Consider the following 17,995-nt stretch of genomic DNA (forward strand, 5'->3'; position numbering starts at 1 on the left):
CTTTAGTTACATATAATATTCACAAAAAATTTGCACAAGCTATAGTTACAAAGATGAAAAGGAGGTGTAAACATTATGGCTAATAATAATAATAATAGAGTTTTAATACCTGAAGCTAAAAAAGGATTAGCTAAATTCAAAAATGAAGTAGCTAACGAAATGGGAGTACCTTTCTCTGATTATAATGGAGATTTATCTTCAAAACAATGCGGAAGTGTTGGTGGGGAAATGGTTAAAAGAATGGTAGCGCAATACGAAAACGGAATAAAATAGTTTTAATTGTAAAACCATTTTGATGTTACTTATACTTATATGAATGTAATTTTATATTACTTTAAGTAACAAGGAGTTGTCTTAATATGATGATAATCATTTTAAGACAACTCCTATTTAATTGATTCTTATATGTTTTATCATAAGTTGAATATTTCTATTGCCATTAAATTCATTTATATTTGGATAATAAATTATATCTGCTTTTAAGTTTATATAACTACTATCACAAGCTCTAATAAATTCTTCTTCCCCATATTTACTTATAACTTCTTCTTTAAAAGCTTCAAATTTATCAAAACTCACTCCATCTATATATAAGAATCTTTTATTAGTTTCAAATTTAAATCTAAGCTTCAAAAAATTCTTTTCTTTTCCTAGTAACCAGAGTCTTTCTATACTAACATTTTTAACAGCAAACAAAGGACTGGGGTTTCCTTTTCCAAAGGGTCTTAATCTCTCAATAATACTTATTAAGTTTTCATTTAAGTAAATTAATTCAAGAGGCGAATCTATTTTAACAGTAGGAATTATATCCTCATCTGATAGCTTACATATATTGTTTAACTTATTTCTTAATAGAATTATATTTTCTTCCTTAATAGATAATCCTGCAGCCATTGGATGTCCACCAAACTTTTCTATAAGTTTACTACATTTACTAAGCTCCTCAAATATATTATAGGCCTCTATTGATCTTGCAGATCCTTTTGGTATCTCCTTACCTTTAGTCAAAACTATACAAGGCATATTATATTTTTCTTTTACTCTTCCTGCTACTATTCCGGCAATGCTTTCGTGTATAGTATCATCATATACTACTATGACCTTTTCTTCTTTCTTTTTTTCATTTTCTATTTTTCTAATAATTTTTTCAGAGCTTTCTTTAGTTAATTCTTGTCTTATTGAATTCAGTTCACTTAGCTGATTCGCTAGGTCTTTAGCATTATTAATATCCTCTGTTATTAACAATTCTACTGATAAATCTGCCGTTTCTAACCTTCCTGTAGCATTTATACATGTATATATGATTTTTTCTTTCTCATAAATAAGAAAGTTAGTATTATAGCCATTCTTATAAATTCAATTTATTATTTTATATATTTCACTTCATCAAAGCCTTCTTCTTCAACTTTTCTAGGACTAAAATTAGCCATATTTATAATTACATCAATAGGTACTCTGCGTTCAATATCTCTTTTACTATTTCTATCAATACAAACTTCTATTGGAGTCATAAAAACTATTGCCTCTGATTTGCAATTATTATTTTTAGCAATCTTTAATATTCTTTTTTCTATACATACTATTAGTATTAGTGGCATCAAAAACCACATTACATCCCTCTATTAAAAATTGATTAATTCTATTTTTAGCAATATCAAACACCAAATTATTATTTTCTTTATCATACTCATAAGATCCTGTAATCTCTTTTCTTATTTCATCAGTTGATATAATAATTGTATTGGAATTATTATATGTATCTTTACAATAATAACTTTTGCCTGAACAAGGTATTCCTATCATCATATAAAACTTATTTTCAAACTTCTTCCCAGCCGAAAAAATATCAATTTTAATAACCTTTCCCATAAATACTTCACTCCACTTTTGTTTGTAACTTCTTTTTTTAAATTAATATACTACTTAATTTATATTGTTGATGTTATGAGTTATCTCTTGCTCTTTTTAAAATTTCTCCTAATTCTATAAGGTTTTTATAATCATTGCCTCCATGATTTACATCATTCCAAAAGCACTCATTGAAATCTTCTTCATTAAATTTTTCTTTAATTTCTATTAAAACTCTTCTTGCTACTCCTTCCGCTGTAGTAATACAACTATGTAATGAAAATGCTTTTATATTATCAACCTGCTGTAATAATTCTTCTCTTGTCATATCTTCTGGATTTTTATTCACAACTCCACACTCCTTCCTATAATAAATATATACATATTTATTTAACTAATCATTTTTACTCGTCTTTGCTTCACATCAACACACCAATCATATATATTATTGTTATAATTATATATTACTATCTCTGGTGAATAGTGTGATATTACTTGCCCTAATGTAAAAGTTAATGAAACTGGTGTTGTCATTACCAAATGAATTTTTTTAACATCATTATGTTTTGCCCAACTTAATATCTTTTCAAATTCTTTAGCAAATTTATCAACATCCGAATAACTTTTAATCCCCCATCTTTTTCTATCTTTGTTTGATAAGTTTATTACATCTAAATCCCCTACCACACTTTTAATTTCATCATCCTTTATATCAAATGATTGCTCTATCTTTAAAATTATTTCATCACCTTTTAACTCATAATTTTTATAATTAGATACTAATTGAAGATCACTATTATATAATTTTTTAAGTTCAAAAAACTCCTTATCAGGATTATTCCCTGTGGCTCCATCATATTCATATAAAATAACATTATCAGTATCAGAGAAGTTATACCCATCTATAAGCCCAATTGGAACATGTGGAAATCCTAAATATACAAGTGAATCCTTTTGCTTTCTACCTTTTTCTATTTTTTTCATAATCTTTTCTTGCTTATCAATGAATTTTTGGATATTATTCTCATTTAACCAACTTACGCTATCAAAATCAATTTTTTTATTAACAGTTATCTTTTTAAATCCTCCAATTGAATATTTATCTTCCACACCTTTTGAATTAGCAACTTTTTTTGTGAATACTTCAAGAATAATTCTATCTTTTTTAATCCAAGGGAAAAACCAATTTTCAAATATATTTATAAATTTTTGTATATTCTCACTTTGTCTATATACAATCCCTAATACTATCAATGCTACTAATATCAATAACAATATAATTCCATACCAACAATTTTCTTTAATCAAATTAATAATCTGTTGTAACATTTCAGAATCCATAACTCCCCAACCTTTCTAATTTACTATCATTTTTATCTCCTATCCAAATTTCTATAGTTTCAATTCCTATTATAAGAAATATAATTATTGGACTTTCCGTAATACTGTTTTTGATAAGTCTTTTCCAAGATTGCTTATCTACATATGAAGGAGTTGGTATAGGTTGTGGGTGTGTGTGCCACTCTCCAAGATACATCTTTATATAATTACTCTCAATCCACTTTCCCTCTAAAAGTTCATTATGCTTATTACATCTATAAAATCCACATCTACTTGATTTATCACCTTTTATTGGCTCAGTACAATCATTTATCTCTATCGTTTTACCATCTATAAGAATAGATCCTATCAGTATTCCTCCGCTCTCATCCTTACTTTTACATTGAATATATTTGCTCATTGTCGCTAAAATATTATCATTAATTTTTATACAATACTCCTTATAATCAATACTAATCATTACAATAAACACATCCCTCTAACTTTACATCATCTCTTTCCCCTAATGCGCTATTAAAGTTATAGAAACTGTCACTTACTAAATAGCCGTCATGCAAAAAATTGTCTATATTTCCTTTCCAAGAAAACACCCTATTTTCATAGTTATGGTTAATTAAAAAATTATGCGCTAACTTTGTTGCCATTATGGCAGTTTGCATTGAATCCATACTTCCATATGGAGTATATGTACCTAAACATCCACCAAAATTTTTAACGTATGGAACATCACTTTTACCAGCGAAATTAACTTTACACATTAACTCTTCTGTAAACAAACAATTGTAACATCCTTTTTTATTAATAAAAACTGCATGTCCTGCAATACCATAAGCCTCAACCCAAGTATAGATCACTGGTACTTTTGCTTTAATAATATACTTGTTTAGTAGTCTTTCTGAGTTCACATCACCAATAGCAGATATTACTAAAGAATATTCATCTAACCTTATTTCTTCTTTTTCTAACATATCAAAAATATTAGAATCATATGCCTGAATGTTTAATTCATCATATCTATTTTCTAATTCCTTTTTCATTAACTTTACTTTCGAAGTATTCTTTTCTCCTCTTGACTTTCCAAGAAAATGTCTATAAATATTATTTTGACTAAGAAAATCTTTATCCACAATAGTAATATTCTTAAAGCCAGATCTCGTTAATTGAAAAATAGTATCACTCCCTATAGAACCACAACCAATTACTAATATTTTAAATTCATCTCCATTAGTAATTGCACCGCCTCTAACTAGTGCTTTTTTATCATCTACTCTTTCAATATATATTGGCGTTATATTAGAATCATCATCTGCATCTAAAATAGGTACAATTTCTTTACTAGATTTATTATCATATTTTAATCCTATTAGTACATTTTGATTACCTTTCAACATAATATCTAAAAGATAGTAACTTTGATTATTTTCTTTGGTTAATCTCCTAATTAACTCAATATTATCTCGTAATACACATCTTTTAACCAATTCTGAAATTTCTTTTGCACTCCAAAATTTTTGTTTATTAGGTACATATATATCCAGTGTTTCTAAAAATGGTATATAAATAGCATTAATAAATTGCTTTTTATCTATCTTTTCATCTTTAATATCATTGCTATCAAAGAAAAATTTCCTTTTACTTTTATTGTCAATACATAACTTAACCCTTCTCGCCTCACTACTCTCTGATATATATGAGTAAGCGTATTCTTTATTAGGTATTTCTGAAATGTAATATTGAAACTCCCTATGAATTCCTTCAATAGATTCATTTTGAAAGAAAATAGATTCTATTCTTTCAAATATAAAATCTAAGACCTTTTCTGTATCATCACTCCAAACAATACCCTCTTTATCCAAATAGCAAATATAACCATCTGAACTGATATGTGGTATATTCGGTACATATTTTTGTTTACTTGTATCCAATATTATAATTGGCAATTCAAAAGGAAATCTTTTTTTATTTATATACATTATTAAAGGGATTCTATCTTCATTTCTTAGAATAAAGTCAAATGTATATATACTTTCCTTTTGTTTTTCAACATTCTCTAAATATTTCTTCGCTTTTAATTTTATCTCAATAATACTATCTACCCCCTATGCAAAGTTAGATGCAGGGGCACTACTTGCTCCTACTGTTTTATATCTATTTTCTGCTGATTCTGGTATCTTTAAGTCATCACCAAAATACTTTACTAACTCTTTACAAGCCTTTGTAGGATCTGATTCATCTATTGCATACTGTAAAGCAGTTTGTAATTTAACTACCTTATCATAAAAGGAATTCATTTTCTTATTAGTCATTTTTGAAAATACATCTCCTTCATTTCCTACTGGTAGTTTATATTCAATTGTATATAAAAACTCTTCTTCATCTATACAATATTTATATGAAAATAAAGATTTTATATCATCAACTAGCCATTTCATTGCTTTTAAATCATTATATTCTTCATTCCCAGTTGATGTATTAGTCTCCTTTAAAGGAATTAACTTGTCCGCTGCAATAAGTGTGATTCCTATACTTGGTGGAGTTCCATCACTCGTCTCACTTGCAAACACTTTATCTTTCCATTTTTTTAGATATCTAACAATTCTTTTAAATTGCTTTTTATCATCACCTGAAAAAGAATTTTTTATATGGTTATTCAATCCCTCCGGATCTGAAAATACCCAGTCTTTGTTAGTCTTTGAAGTCTCATTTCCCCAAGATAAATATAAGTTTTCATCCTCAGATGATTTTAAATATATTGGTAAATCCACATGGTATTTTGGCTCTTTATTTTCAGAATAAGTTATTGTTACGCAAGGCTTTTTTATTTTAGGTGGCGTACTAGTATGAGTTAGCATAATATCCCTTACTATTTCTTTAAACTTAGTTGGATTATCCTCATAATCTTCCTTATTTAGAGAAATAATTACCCCTTCATCAATATCATAATTACCATCCTTTGGTTTTATCCCCGTATCAATTGCATAACTTCCTTGATCTATAAACTCTATTGATGGTATGTCCATATCATTATCTTCAAAATATTTTTCTAATCCGTTCTTGACCTTTTTTGTTATTTTATCTCTCTTATCTCTTAATTCTGCATTTTCTTTTAGTCTACCCAGTTTAATTTCTTCATGAAAATCCTCTAATTGTTTCTGTATATTAGCCACATTCTCTCCTCCTAAAAATATATATTTTATAACTCTAATTATATCATAATCTGTATTATTTTTCGCTTAACTCCAATCATTCTTATCTATAATGAATAGATATAATATAAGAAAAAAGCATAGAGTAACACCCTATGCTAAAATGAACTTTTAAGAATAGATTCCATTAATCTATTACTATAATCCTTTTGCTTTTCAATTTTCTTTTCTAATTCATTACATAATTTAATTAATGAATCAACTTTTTTAACTATACGTTTTTGCTCTTCTAAAGGTGGCATAGGAATTACTAATTCATTAATTGCTTTCACTCCTATGTTCCCCTGATTAGCAGTACCCGTTTCTGATTCAAATATTCTATTCAAAATATAATTAGACTTTAATGATATATTTAAAAACTCACTTTGTTGTACTATATAATTACGTATCAATCCTACTCTTTGATTTAAAAATAATTTTTGTTCTGTTAAATCATTTTCACAAACTTTGTAGGTAAAAAAATAATCTCTCTTATTTCTTGTTCCTGTCATCGTAACAAGTATATCATTGTTAGTAATCATATAATTTTTACACTCATCCGCAATAGTATCTGGAATGTAAATATCCTTTTGATCTAATATTAATCCTTCATTTTTAACATTTCCAAGCCTAATTACCTGATTATCTGATTTTTCTATATAAGTATTACTTTTAAAAGCATATCCACTAATAAACTGAGTAACTTCTCCTAATCTAATCCACATCCATCCACTAGGTAAAATCCATGGCTTCTCTTCTTCACTTATCTCCCCTAAAGGCTTTTCTTTCTTTATTTTCTTTTCCTTAATTAATCTTTCTTTTTCTTCTCTTATCTTTTCTAAAAGAACTTGTGCTGGTTCATCATTTGGATTTTGTGGTACTAATTTCCCTTGAACTGCTAATTGAAGTATACAATTTTTTAATTCTTTTACCGAATTATCGCCTAAAGATAAATCCTTAAAGTTCAATAATATAAACTTTAGATTTTCTTCTAACTCCTCAGTATCAGAGATATTTCCTACAGCATTAAATACAGATTTAGCACTTAACCATCCATAATGAACTTTCTTCTCTAACGCTTTCTCTAATTTATCACAAAAAGCCATTAATGAATCAACTTTTTCTACTATACGTTCTTGTTCTTCTGTTGGTGGTAAAGGAAACACTCCACCAAACAACTTTTCATCATTTATCGCTGGATATGCCATGCCAACCATTTGCGATTCAACATATCTTATAAATGATATACTCCTTAAATAATATAAAATAAATTTATTACTTACGCCATTACAAGGATGTATAACTGCAAATGCTGTACTTACAATAGGTTCATATTTGAACTTTTTATTAACTATTGCTATATTTAATAAATATGGTCTTACAGTTGAATAAATAACAGTACCTTCACTAACTAATTTTCTTGCCCTTGAAGGAGCATCTTCTGGATTAAGGATTGTTAATTCTTCACCAAGTTCTCCCTTCTCCTTATTAATTGAAGCAACATCGATATAAGTAAACATTGTATCAGGCTTCTTTTGCCCTAAATTATAACCAATCGCCTTTAATCTAACCCATTCCCAACCATTAGGTAATTGAAAAGGCTTTTCTTCTTCACTTATCTCTGCTAACGACTTTTCTTTCTTTATCTTTTTTTCTTTAATTAATCTTTCTTTCTCTTCCTTAATCCTCTCCAGTAAAATACTCGCTGGTTCATCATTAGAATCTTGTGGTACTAACTTTCCTCTTACTGCCAGATCAAGTATTGTTTCTCTTAACTTTTTGACCTTTTCTGGTCTATCAAAGATGGTTTTAAATTGTTCTAACATCATATCCATATTAATTACCACCTAAAATCTTTGTTAGTTCTTCTATAAGTTGATTTTGTATTTCATCAACTTTAGCCTTTGCATTATTATATTTCTCTAGCAATACAACTGGATCTCCTAGGTCTTCTTCTTCCTTATTTGGATTTTTAAAATCTAAGTTATAATTTCTATTTTTAATCTCTTCTATAGATACCTTCCAAGTATATTCATTTTCTTCTCTGTTAGTCCACCATGATTTTTCTAATTCAAATTCTTCACTTCTTATTGGCTTTGTTTTTGTATAATTTTTATATCCTTCTGGTAATGGATGCTCAAAGTACCATACATCTTCTGTTGCTTTTCCTTTTTCAAAGAATAAAAGGTTTGTATTTATTCCTGTATATGGAGCAAATACACCATTAGGCATTCTGACTACTGTATGAAGGTTAAATTCATTTAATAACTTTTCTTTGATCTTTGTTTTAACACCTTCTCCAAATAAGAATCCATCAGGCAATACCACCCCTGCTCTTCCCTTATCACTTAATCTATACATTATAAGTGTCATAAATAAATCTGCTGTTTCTTTTGTTTGAAATTGTTGTGGGAAGTTGCTTAATACTGTATCTTCCTCAATTCCACCAAAAGGAGGATTCATTGCTATAACATCTATCATTTCTGTTGGTTTTAGATCACTTATATTTTTCATAAGTGAATTATCATGTTTTATTTGTGGTACATCTATATCATGAAGTATTAAATTGGTAGTTGCTAAAAGGTGAGGTAATGGTTTCTTCTCTATACCTATAATCGACTCGCCTAATAACTTAATATCTTCAACTGTAGTTTGCTGAGTTTTCATATATTCTATAGCACAAGTTAAAAAACCACCTGTTCCACACGCAAAATCAGCAACCTTTTCTCCTAACTTAGGATTCAACATATCTATAATAAACTTTGTAACGGGTCTAGGCGTATAGAACTCTCCTGAGTTACCTGCACTTTGTAAGTCCTTTAATATATTTTCATATATATCATTAAATAAATGTCTATCCTCACTCGCTGTAAAGTCTATTTCATTCAATTTATTTATTACTTGCCTTATTAACGCTCCTGACTTCATATAGTTATACGAATCCTCAAATATAGCCTTAACTAAAAATGATTTTGGATCTGAATATTGTGTTAATTCCATTTCTTTTAATTTTTTAAATAATTTATTATTTACAAAATCTAATAATTCATCTCCTGTCATGCCTTCATCATCAGCAGCCCAATTACTCCATCTTAATTCTTCTGGAACAATAGGTGTATAATCATCACTCTCTAATTCCCACTCTTCTTCCTTAGCATCAAATACCTTTAAAAATATCATCCAAACTAATTGTGATATTCTTTGAGCATCTCCATCTACTCCTGCATCCTGACGCATTATATCTTGTACTGATTTTATTACATTTGTTACTGACATCTCTATTGTCTCCTTCTTCTATTGGTTAAATATATCTGGTATTAAGTCTTTCAAAGATATTAACTTTACTTTAGAACAATTCTCGCTATAATACTCATAAATATAATTATATTTATCTTTATATTTTTCTTCAAATTCTTTTGCAATATTGGTATTTTTACTTAATATATTTGTAAATCGTCTTTTTCCACCTAAAAACTTTTTAAAGTTATTGCAATCAATCAAATATAAATATTTATCTTTATAAGTTTTATATTCTGCTAAATTATAATAATCAACAAAAGTAGTTTTTAACCTTGTACTATCATTACCTCTCCAAGTTATGAATTTAAATTCTGCAATTCTTTTATTTGTTATCAAATCAAATTCACTACTTGAATTATCTGCACCTAAACTTACACTTTCAATTATTTCATCTTCATCTAAAATATAAGGCAATGAATTTATTATACCTAGAGTATGAATTATCACATTGATTTGCCCCATTACAGATTTAACTTCTAATGCTGCATTTAGCATTTCCGATGATATATTCTCTTTGTTGTATATTGATTCTACATCAGTTAACTTTTTATCTTTTAACTCTTTCTGTAATTCTAACACAACATTACTTAGTTTATCATTTGAATAATATCTTATAAGAGATTCTAATGATTTAATCATCTCTGCATCCATTAAATTACCTCCTATAAACTATGCTATAGTATATAACTCTTGAACTAACTCTTTAATCGCTTGTTCATATTCTTTTTTGCCACCAAATATCTTTTTAACTATTTCTAATTTACTTCCTACTTCTTTGAACTCAGGCAAAGTTAATACATTTATATCTTGGATATTTTCTATACCTTCATTTGCATATTTATCAAGCAATTTATCTAAAACAACTCTAGCCTTCTCATTATATTTACCAAAATAATTTCTCTTTTTAACATTGTTGGCTCTTTCTTTCCTCGTTAAGACTGGCATATCATAGGCAATATGACACACTAAATCAAATACATCCATATCTTTTCCTACATCATCTATTAAATCCTCTAGGAATATACCTTCATCCTCAAAATGCCTTCTTATCTCATCTTTCTTATCAGTTTCACTCCAAGTTCTTATGAACTGATCTAGTGTACTAAACTCTTTTCTTATATTTTTCTTAGAATAATCTTCAAGAGATTCAACTATTAACTTACCATCTGCTCCATAATAATGCGCTCTACGATTTATTATCCTCACTTCTACATCATCTAAGATATATTTCCCTACTTTATCGTCTCCTCCAAATGGATCGTTTATGAACCCTGCGCCACCATCCCCATTATCATCACCTTGTTCTTGATAACCTGTATTATTCTCTTCTGATGTATCGTCAAATTCTTCATCATCTTCATTTGGTATAGTATTATTATCTGTTTCTTTTATCTTTACAGGATCACCATCAAAGTCTTTATCAGCAAACAACCTAGAAACATCTCTAAAATCTATTAAAGTAAAATACATTTTCCCATAATCTTCTCTTATTCTAGTACCTCGACCTAGTATTTGTTTAAACTCTATCATTGAGTTTGTCTCTGAATCTATAACTATAAACTCACAAGTTTTACAATCTACCCCTGTAGTTAATAATTTACTTGTAGTAACTAGCGTAGGGTATTTTTCTTTTGGACTAATAAAACTTTGAAGTTGTGATTTTCCTTCTTCATCATCTCCAGTAATTTTCATAACATACTTATTATTTTGTGAATATAAATCTGCATTTTCATTAATCAATGCAGTTCTCATTCTATCGGCATGATCTATATCTGTACAGAAAAATATTGTTTTTGCCATTCTTTTATTATTTTCTTTTAAATAATCTGATACAAATTTGGCTACAACTTCTGTTCTCTTGGTTAATACAAGATTTCTATCATAATCTTTTCTATTATAAATCCTATCTTCAACAATATTTCCATACTTATCTGTTTTTCCCTTTTCAGGTCTATACCCCTCTAAGTCTCTATCTATTGCAACCCTTATAACCTTATATGGGGCTAAAAAACCATCTTCTATACCTTCTTTTAAAGAGTATGTAAATACTGGTTCACCAAAATAATCCAAATTAGAAACATCCTTAGTTTCTTTAGGAGTTGCTGTTAAGCCCACTTTAGTTGCTGATTCAAAATAATCTAATATTTCTCTCCATGCAGAATCCTCTTTAGCACTTCCTCTATGACATTCATCTATAATTATTAGATCAAAGTAATCTCTGCTATATTGCTTATATAACTTCTTTTCTTCTGTATCTCCTGTTAAACTTTGATACAGTGCAAATTGGATTTCTTTAGATTTATCTGCAGTTCTATTCTTTATTTTATTTATATTTTTTAATAATGGTTTAAAATCTCCAACTATAGTTTGATCTACAAGTATATTTCTATCTGCTAAATATAATATCCTTCTCTTATTATTAGACTTAAATAACTTATAAACTATTTGAAATGCAGTATATGTTTTTCCAGTCCCAGTAGCCATAACAAGTAATACTCTATCTTGTCCCTTCGCAATTGCTTCAACAGTTCTATTTATAGCAATACGTTGATAATATCTAGGTGGAAAGGTATCTTGATCATAATAGTAATTATGAGTTACTATTTCTTCTTGTTCTTTACTAATACCCTTATACTCTTTATATCTATTCCATAACTCTTCTGGTGATGGAAATTCCTCCAATGTTAACTCTTTTTCAATAGTTCCTTCTGTTTTGGTTCTATCGTGTTCAATAAAGCCATCTCCATTTGATGAATAAATAAATGGTATATCTAAAATATTTCCATAATTTAAACCTTGTTGCATACCAGCATTTATAGAATGCTTATTATCCTTCGCTTCAATAATTGCTAACGGTAAATTATCTCTATAATAAAGTATTATATCTGCCCTTTTTCTACTTCCTCTGCTAACCATTTTCTTTCTTACAATTATTTTACCATCTGTAAAACTTACTTCTTGTGCTATCTGCTCTTGATCCCATCCTGAATTAGTTATAGCAGGAAGTATATACTTAGTTATAATACTTGTTTCACTTAAACTCTTCTTATTCACTCTCTTCCCCCCAATTAAGATTAAAAACACCATAATATTTAAATTATCTATCCTAATTAAATTATACCCTATAATTCACCAAAAAGTTATTCTAATCATTAATTATTAATAATTTAAAGGTTGCTAAACTAAATTTAGCAACCTTCAAGTTTTACTTTGTTATTTGTAAATTATATTTATACTTAAACTCTTGTAATGAATGATTTGCCTTTATTCCCTTTACATTCAATATTTCTAGAAATTTATCCTCATTCTTACTAGAAAACTCAATAGTTGCTCTCATAGCCTCTATTTCTTCTTCTCTTTTTTCCCACTTTGTAAAGAAGCGTTTTAACCAACTTTTACTTAATCTCTTTTCTTTATCCTGAATAGCATGTGTTAATTCATGAATCAACATATTTATAATCATATATTTAATCCATTGTTCCCTATAATATTTTAATATATCCTTAGTTACAAAATCCTTACACTCCTCATATCCTTTAGATTTCTCTATATTATCTAAGCGCACATCTATTTGTTTATATATGTTCCAGCATAATATATATACCTCTTTATTCCTAATGTTATAATATCCACTTGTAGAACTTTTAGAAACTTTATCTATTATAAAATCAATACACTCTGCAGTAAAAGAAAGTAATTTAAATTTCTTTAATAAATACTTTAAGTATTGTATATTGCTCTCAAAAATATTTATATAAATATCTAGTTCTTTGTATTGTTTCGGTAAGAGTTCTAAGCATTCTATTAATTCTTTATTAGTTATAATGTTTGTATAATTTTCTATCCTCAAGTTCAATCCTAATCTACTCTTCCTTATATTTTGGTAATTCTTCAATTATCGTATGAGTTATTTTAATAAAGTGTTGATAATTTCCAAATATCATCTTTAATTCATTCTCTGATATACACTTTCCACTTGGATGTCCTGATTGATTTCTTACTTTCCTAATAATATCTAAAAAATTAAAATTCAATTTTGGATTTTCCATTCCGAAAAACTTAAATATTTTAACATTTGAATCAACTCTTTTTTCAAATTCATTGAGTCTATCATATGCACTCCTAGCATTAATTACCTTCTTCTCAAAATTAATTTCATCTTGTTCTAAGCCATTATTTTTTAAATACTCTTTATATGCTATACATAATTTTATTAATAAATATTCAGCAGCACATCCAAGCATAGTACTTGCTGCTAATTTATTGTTTCTCATTGCACATTCACAGGCTTCTACTAAATAACTTTTTTCAACTTGCTCTAAGTTTAACTTTAATATTTCTACTAAAAAGGTTTGGTATATTGAATCTTTTACAATTTCCTTTTCAATCTCCTCTATTTCCATAGTTGTTACACAACTTGCTAATATGCTTATTTTTAACTCATCTGCTCTATATTCATCATCATCTTCATAAATTTCATAACACATATCACGCAAAACAACTTTGTTACTCTCTAATATTTCCATAAAATCTATTGGAGTTTTTATATTAATTGTTAAATGCCTTTGATTCGATACTACTCCGGTAAATCCCCATTGTTTCTCATAAACTATTTTAGATTGTTTTATTATACTACTTAATTCTTTTTTCCCTTTTATGTCTAAATACTTTATTAATGTATAATGTAAGTCCTTTTCAGGTGTCATAATATCACTCCTAACCATAAATATCTACTTATATTATACTTTAACATTTGGGGTTTTGTATTATTTTTAACATAATTTGTCTACATAATTGTTATTAAAAATATTCTTATTCTGTCCCTAACCTTTATATAAATAATAAATCAAACATTCTCTCTTCAATTGAAATATCTATTTTTACAGCATACTTATTGTTTAATTCCTCATTAACCTTAATTCCTTGCAACACCAATTCATATCCATATTCTATTTTACTTAAAGTTAATACCTTTAAATTCATAAGTCTTTTAAAATATGTTAATAAATATTCACTAGACTTCTCTTCTAAAATATTTTCTAGATCATCTAACATTTCACTTATATCTTTGACTATATGTGCTACACCTATTACTGTATATTCTATATTACTTTTTAAATATTTAAGAATATCTTTGTCCAATTTTCTTAATGTAGTTATTATGATTCCTTCTCCTGTTTCTATTACTTCTAAATCACCTTCACTAAGCATTTCTTTAATAATATCTTCAATAAATTCTCTTTCAACCTCCTCAAAATCCTTAATGAGTTCTTTAGTTTTATTATTCATATTGTTCTCCTCCTAATCATAATCTATAATTTCTACTTAAGTGTAACGCGGTCTCTCCCTTAAGTCAGCGCCCTTTTTATACTCTTATATAAAAAAGTAAAATCCAGCAAAATTCAAAATGATTTTACTGGATTTCTCTATTCTTAATCAAACTATAAATTTAATATATCTTAACTATACATTATTTTCTTTATTCAACATTCCTCTAACTTCTTCAATAGCCATCACCTTACCATTAAGTCTTTCTTTTTCCGATGTAAGTATTCTCTCTTTTAATTTAAGAATATCTTCCCTTTCTTTAAAATCATTTTCTAAATAACTGCCCACATTTACCCTCCATCTTCATAAATCAAAATACTTGTTCCCTTCAACAGAGCATATTATAAAATCCATTCAACTACAACATCATTAATACCTTTATCCTCACCTTGATTTAAAATCACTTTTTCATCATTAGGTAACTTTCTTATAACATTAAATTCTTTTATATCTCCATCGTAAAAAACTATTATTGAGCCAGTAAACATATTAAAGTATCCTGCTCCACCTAATATATATTCTTCAACTTCTATAAAAGATTTAAACTCTTTTATAAACCACTCTCCTGAATGATTACAGTAACTAAATACAAGTGGTCCATTATAATTTAACTTAATATTTTCAAATTCTATTTCTTTAGATTCTTTTCTTAAAATGCTATATACACCTGTTATTAACAATGGATCTCCATAATCCATATTGTAATTTTCTATCATAGACTTTAAAACATACGGTCTTAAAGATTCTTCATTATTAATCGTAACAATACTTTTAAATAATTCTAAAATTGTAATTTGCATTATATAATCCTCTCAAAACTATATCTAAATACTTTACTTAGAAACTCTATAATTACTTATAACTAACTGAACCTTCTTATTTCCCATATATTCATTAATCTCTGGGAAACAGATAACATCTAAATACACATTATTAGGCTCTCCATTAAGAACTCTACCATATTCATAGTCTCCAAATTCCCATTTCATAGTTTCTTCAAACTTTTCTATATCACCAAAATATATCCCCTCAATAACTAATCCACCATCACTTAATTTAAGTTTAAGTACATTTCTATTTTTGCCTAATATTTTTGCCTCTAATAACTTCAACTTTTTCATACCAAAGGTTGGTTTTGGGTTTGCTTTTCCATATGGTTCTAATAATGTTATTTGGTCTATCAATTCATAGTTTACTTTATTTAAAGGTAATCCCATATCAATTTGCACTTTAAGCATAATATCTTCTTCTGTTAATGTAGTAACTTCATTTAGTCTATCTCTAAAAGCATCTATATTTTCAATAGGTATAGACATACCAGCAGCCATTGGATGTCCTCCAAACTTCCCTAGCAGGTCCTTACACTTTAACAACTCCTCAAACATATTATATTCCTCTATTGACCTTCCAGAGCCTTTAGCGCCATCGTGAGCCTTTGTAAGGATAACTGTAGGCAAATTATATTTCTCTCTTACTCTACCTGCTATTATTCCTGCTATACTTTCATGAATATCATCTAAATATACTACTATAACCTTATTGTCTTGCATTTTATTTTCTTCGATTATACGAATAGCCTTATCTACACCTTCTTTAGTTAAATCTTGTCTTTCTTTATTTAACTCATTAAGTTTTTGTGCTAATTCTTTTGCCTTTTTTGTATCATTGCTTAATAATAACTCCAATGCCCAGAACGCTTGTTCGAGGCGGCCTGAGGCATTTATGCTTGGCCCCAAGACGAATCCAAGCGTATATACAGTTATTTTTTTATCTTTAACTCCAGTTTCCTCGAACAAAGCATTTAAACCTATGTTATCTGTATTATTTAATAACTCTAATCCTTTTTTAACTATTATTCTATTTTCATCAACTAAATCAACCACATCACATACTGTGGCTATTGAAACATATTGAAGTAAATCTATGACTTCTGATTCATCAATATTATATTCATTATATAGTGCCTCCATTAACTTATACACAACACCAGCCCCACACAAACCTTTAAATGGATACATACAATCTAACTGTTTAGGATTTACAACACAGTCTGCACTAGGAATAATAAACTCTCTTTTTCCATCAACATCTTCTTTAAAGGGAACATCATGATGATCCGTTACAATAACTGCTATTCCTAGTTCTTTCGCTAATTCAATTTGATCTATCGCTGATATTCCATTATCACATGTTATTATTAAGTCAACTTCATCCTTTTTAGCATTCTTAATTATAACTTCATTTATTCCATATCCTTCTTTAATTCTATCTGGAATATGATAATAAACATTAGCATTTAATCTACTCAAACATTTATATAAGACATATGTGCTTATGACACCATCCACATCATAATCCCCTACAATTAATATCTTTTTGCCACTATCTATATGATCCTTTAATAACTTTACTGATTTATATAAATCTTTCATTGTATCCGAGTTATAAAAATACTCTGTTTTGGGATTTAAGAACTTTTTAGCATCCTCTACCTTATATATTCCTCTATTGACTAATAATTTTGCTACTGTATCATTAACACCTAATAATTTCATCAAACTGTTTAATTCACATTTCACATTTCTAACAGTCCATTTCTCCATATCCATTCCCCCTTTACTACTTAAAAAAATTCTTAGAATAAGTTATTTCATCTAATAACCTTCTATTTTCTTCTTTAAGTAACTTAATTTCTTTTTTTAATTCATCTCTCTCAAAAATTAATATTTCTATTTGTTCTGATGTACTTAATATATTATCTTTACTCTTATAAGAATCAATAATTTCTTTATATGGTGATCTATATAACGTTGCCATAGATAATTCTGTTTTTTCTGATATATCCTTTATTGTAAAGTTTAAATTGTTTGTTCTATAGAATTCTAACTCAATTTTTAATTTTTTTATATTTTTATTTACTTTTTCTTCTTTATCTTTCTTTAATGCAATTGCACCTACTCTTCCTCTATTATCCTTAATAGTCATTATAATAC

General features: G+C 27.7%; 20 protein-coding genes. 1 reads left to right on the top strand and 19 read right to left on the bottom strand.

Features of this window, described 5'->3' with window-relative positions:
* Positions 1-75: 75 nt before the first annotated feature.
* The gene (locus AAT22_RS13945) at positions 76-273 is read left to right on the top strand and encodes an alpha/beta-type small acid-soluble spore protein (protein WP_016208883.1); all 198 of its coding nucleotides are present in this window, start codon (positions 76-78) and stop codon (positions 271-273) included.
* 117 nt (positions 274-390) lie between these two features.
* Here the strand turns inward: AAT22_RS13945 and AAT22_RS13950 are convergent, their stop codons facing one another.
* From AAT22_RS13950 to AAT22_RS14035, 19 genes are all read right to left on the bottom strand, one after another.
* A complete protein-coding gene (locus tag AAT22_RS13950) occupies positions 391-1,245 on the bottom strand; it encodes a DHHA1 domain-containing protein (protein ID WP_242849832.1) in 855 nt (284 codons plus the stop codon).
* A gap of 119 nt (positions 1,246-1,364) precedes the next feature.
* On the bottom strand, positions 1,365-1,511 hold the full coding sequence (locus AAT22_RS19310) for a hypothetical protein (RefSeq protein WP_172655022.1): 147 nt from the start codon (positions 1,509-1,511) through the stop codon (positions 1,365-1,367).
* Between the two features lie 34 nt (positions 1,512-1,545).
* On the bottom strand, positions 1,546-1,869 hold the full coding sequence (locus tag AAT22_RS13960) for an AAA family ATPase (protein ID WP_047001678.1): 324 nt from the start codon (positions 1,867-1,869) through the stop codon (positions 1,546-1,548).
* A gap of 73 nt (positions 1,870-1,942) precedes the next feature.
* Positions 1,943-2,197: a hypothetical protein gene (locus tag AAT22_RS13965; protein ID WP_047001679.1), complete on the bottom strand. Its 255-nt coding sequence runs from the start codon at positions 2,195-2,197 to the stop codon at positions 1,943-1,945.
* Between the two features lie 41 nt (positions 2,198-2,238).
* Complete coding sequence (locus AAT22_RS13970; protein WP_047001680.1) at positions 2,239-3,189, bottom strand: SAVED domain-containing protein; 951 nt, start codon at positions 3,187-3,189, stop codon at positions 2,239-2,241.
* A complete protein-coding gene (locus AAT22_RS13975; RefSeq protein WP_047001681.1) occupies positions 3,179-3,649 on the bottom strand; it encodes a Mov34/MPN/PAD-1 family protein in 471 nt (156 codons plus the stop codon). Before AAT22_RS13975 ends, AAT22_RS13970 begins: the two co-directional genes overlap by 11 nt.
* Complete coding sequence (locus tag AAT22_RS13980; protein WP_347457057.1) at positions 3,642-5,276, bottom strand: ThiF family adenylyltransferase; 1,635 nt, start codon at positions 5,274-5,276, stop codon at positions 3,642-3,644. The genes AAT22_RS13975 and AAT22_RS13980 overlap by 8 nt, the downstream gene beginning before the upstream one ends.
* Before the next feature lie 12 nt (positions 5,277-5,288).
* The gene (locus AAT22_RS13985) at positions 5,289-6,356 is read right to left on the bottom strand and encodes a nucleotidyltransferase (RefSeq protein ID WP_047001683.1); all 1,068 of its coding nucleotides are present in this window, start codon (positions 6,354-6,356) and stop codon (positions 5,289-5,291) included.
* A gap of 137 nt (positions 6,357-6,493) precedes the next feature.
* Positions 6,494-8,209, bottom strand: a complete 1,716-nt coding sequence (locus AAT22_RS13990) for a restriction endonuclease subunit S (protein WP_047001684.1) — start codon at positions 8,207-8,209, stop codon at positions 6,494-6,496.
* A 1-nt stretch (position 8,210) separates the two neighbouring features.
* Positions 8,211-9,650 (bottom strand): class I SAM-dependent DNA methyltransferase, encoded by a 1,440-nt coding sequence (locus tag AAT22_RS13995; RefSeq protein ID WP_047001685.1) that lies wholly within the window; start codon positions 9,648-9,650, stop codon positions 8,211-8,213.
* 18 nt (positions 9,651-9,668) lie between these two features.
* Entirely contained in the window at positions 9,669-10,325 is a 657-nt protein-coding gene (locus tag AAT22_RS14000) for a hypothetical protein (RefSeq protein WP_016208872.1), read from the bottom strand.
* An 18-nt stretch (positions 10,326-10,343) separates the two neighbouring features.
* Positions 10,344-12,728: a DEAD/DEAH box helicase family protein gene (locus AAT22_RS14005; protein ID WP_016208871.1), complete on the bottom strand. Its 2,385-nt coding sequence runs from the start codon at positions 12,726-12,728 to the stop codon at positions 10,344-10,346.
* Between the two features lie 151 nt (positions 12,729-12,879).
* Entirely contained in the window at positions 12,880-13,569 is a 690-nt protein-coding gene (locus AAT22_RS14010; RefSeq protein ID WP_172655024.1) for a hypothetical protein, read from the bottom strand.
* Positions 13,538-14,380: a hypothetical protein gene (locus tag AAT22_RS14015; RefSeq protein ID WP_047001687.1), complete on the bottom strand. Its 843-nt coding sequence runs from the start codon at positions 14,378-14,380 to the stop codon at positions 13,538-13,540. Before AAT22_RS14015 ends, AAT22_RS14010 begins: the two co-directional genes overlap by 32 nt.
* 124 nt (positions 14,381-14,504) lie before the next feature.
* Positions 14,505-14,963, bottom strand: coding sequence for a hypothetical protein (locus tag AAT22_RS14020; protein WP_047001688.1), 459 nt, complete (start codon positions 14,961-14,963; stop codon positions 14,505-14,507).
* Positions 14,964-15,137: 174 nt separating this feature from the next.
* Positions 15,138-15,290 carry a hypothetical protein gene (locus AAT22_RS19170; protein WP_156174338.1) on the bottom strand — a complete coding sequence of 51 codons (153 nt, stop codon included), beginning with the start codon at positions 15,288-15,290 and terminating at the stop codon, positions 15,138-15,140.
* Positions 15,291-15,343: 53 nt separating this feature from the next.
* Entirely contained in the window at positions 15,344-15,802 is a 459-nt protein-coding gene (locus AAT22_RS14025; RefSeq protein ID WP_047001689.1) for a hypothetical protein, read from the bottom strand.
* Between the two features lie 33 nt (positions 15,803-15,835).
* Positions 15,836-17,605 carry a single-stranded-DNA-specific exonuclease RecJ gene (gene recJ, locus AAT22_RS14030; RefSeq protein ID WP_016208238.1) on the bottom strand — a complete coding sequence of 590 codons (1,770 nt, stop codon included), beginning with the start codon at positions 17,603-17,605 and terminating at the stop codon, positions 15,836-15,838.
* Positions 17,606-17,621: 16 nt separating this feature from the next.
* Positions 17,622-17,987, bottom strand: coding sequence for a hypothetical protein (locus tag AAT22_RS14035; protein WP_016208239.1), 366 nt, complete (start codon positions 17,985-17,987; stop codon positions 17,622-17,624).
* Positions 17,988-17,995 lie beyond the last annotated feature (8 nt).

The organism is Clostridium sp. C8 (assembly GCF_001010885.1).
Classification (GTDB): Bacteria; Bacillota; Clostridia; order Clostridiales; family Clostridiaceae; genus Clostridium; species Clostridium sartagoforme.

Bases quoted from the DNA above. Each gene is read 5' to 3' on its own strand.
- AAT22_RS13975 (WP_047001681.1), bottom strand. From the start codon at position 3,649: ATGATTAGTATTGATTATAAGGAGTATTGTATAAAAATTAATGATAAT.
- AAT22_RS19310 (WP_172655022.1), bottom strand. From the start codon at position 1,511: ATGACTCCAATAGAAGTTTGTATTGATAGAAATAGTAAAAGAGATATT.
- AAT22_RS14015 (WP_047001687.1), bottom strand. From the start codon at position 14,380: ATGACACCTGAAAAGGACTTACATTATACATTAATAAAGTATTTAGAC.
- AAT22_RS13945 (WP_016208883.1), top strand. From the start codon at position 76: ATGGCTAATAATAATAATAATAGAGTTTTAATACCTGAAGCTAAAAAA.
- AAT22_RS14035 (WP_016208239.1), bottom strand. From the start codon at position 17,987: ATGACTATTAAGGATAATAGAGGAAGAGTAGGTGCAATTGCATTAAAG.
- AAT22_RS13990 (WP_047001684.1), bottom strand. From the start codon at position 8,209: ATGGATATGATGTTAGAACAATTTAAAACCATCTTTGATAGACCAGAA.
- AAT22_RS14020 (WP_047001688.1), bottom strand. From the start codon at position 14,963: ATGAATAATAAAACTAAAGAACTCATTAAGGATTTTGAGGAGGTTGAA.
- AAT22_RS14025 (WP_047001689.1), bottom strand. From the start codon at position 15,802: ATGCAAATTACAATTTTAGAATTATTTAAAAGTATTGTTACGATTAAT.
- recJ (WP_016208238.1), bottom strand. From the start codon at position 17,605: ATGGAGAAATGGACTGTTAGAAATGTGAAATGTGAATTAAACAGTTTG.
- AAT22_RS14000 (WP_016208872.1), bottom strand. From the start codon at position 10,325: ATGGATGCAGAGATGATTAAATCATTAGAATCTCTTATAAGATATTAT.
- AAT22_RS13960 (WP_047001678.1), bottom strand. From the start codon at position 1,869: ATGGGAAAGGTTATTAAAATTGATATTTTTTCGGCTGGGAAGAAGTTT.
- AAT22_RS13970 (WP_047001680.1), bottom strand. From the start codon at position 3,189: ATGGATTCTGAAATGTTACAACAGATTATTAATTTGATTAAAGAAAAT.
- AAT22_RS13995 (WP_047001685.1), bottom strand. From the start codon at position 9,650: ATGTCAGTAACAAATGTAATAAAATCAGTACAAGATATAATGCGTCAG.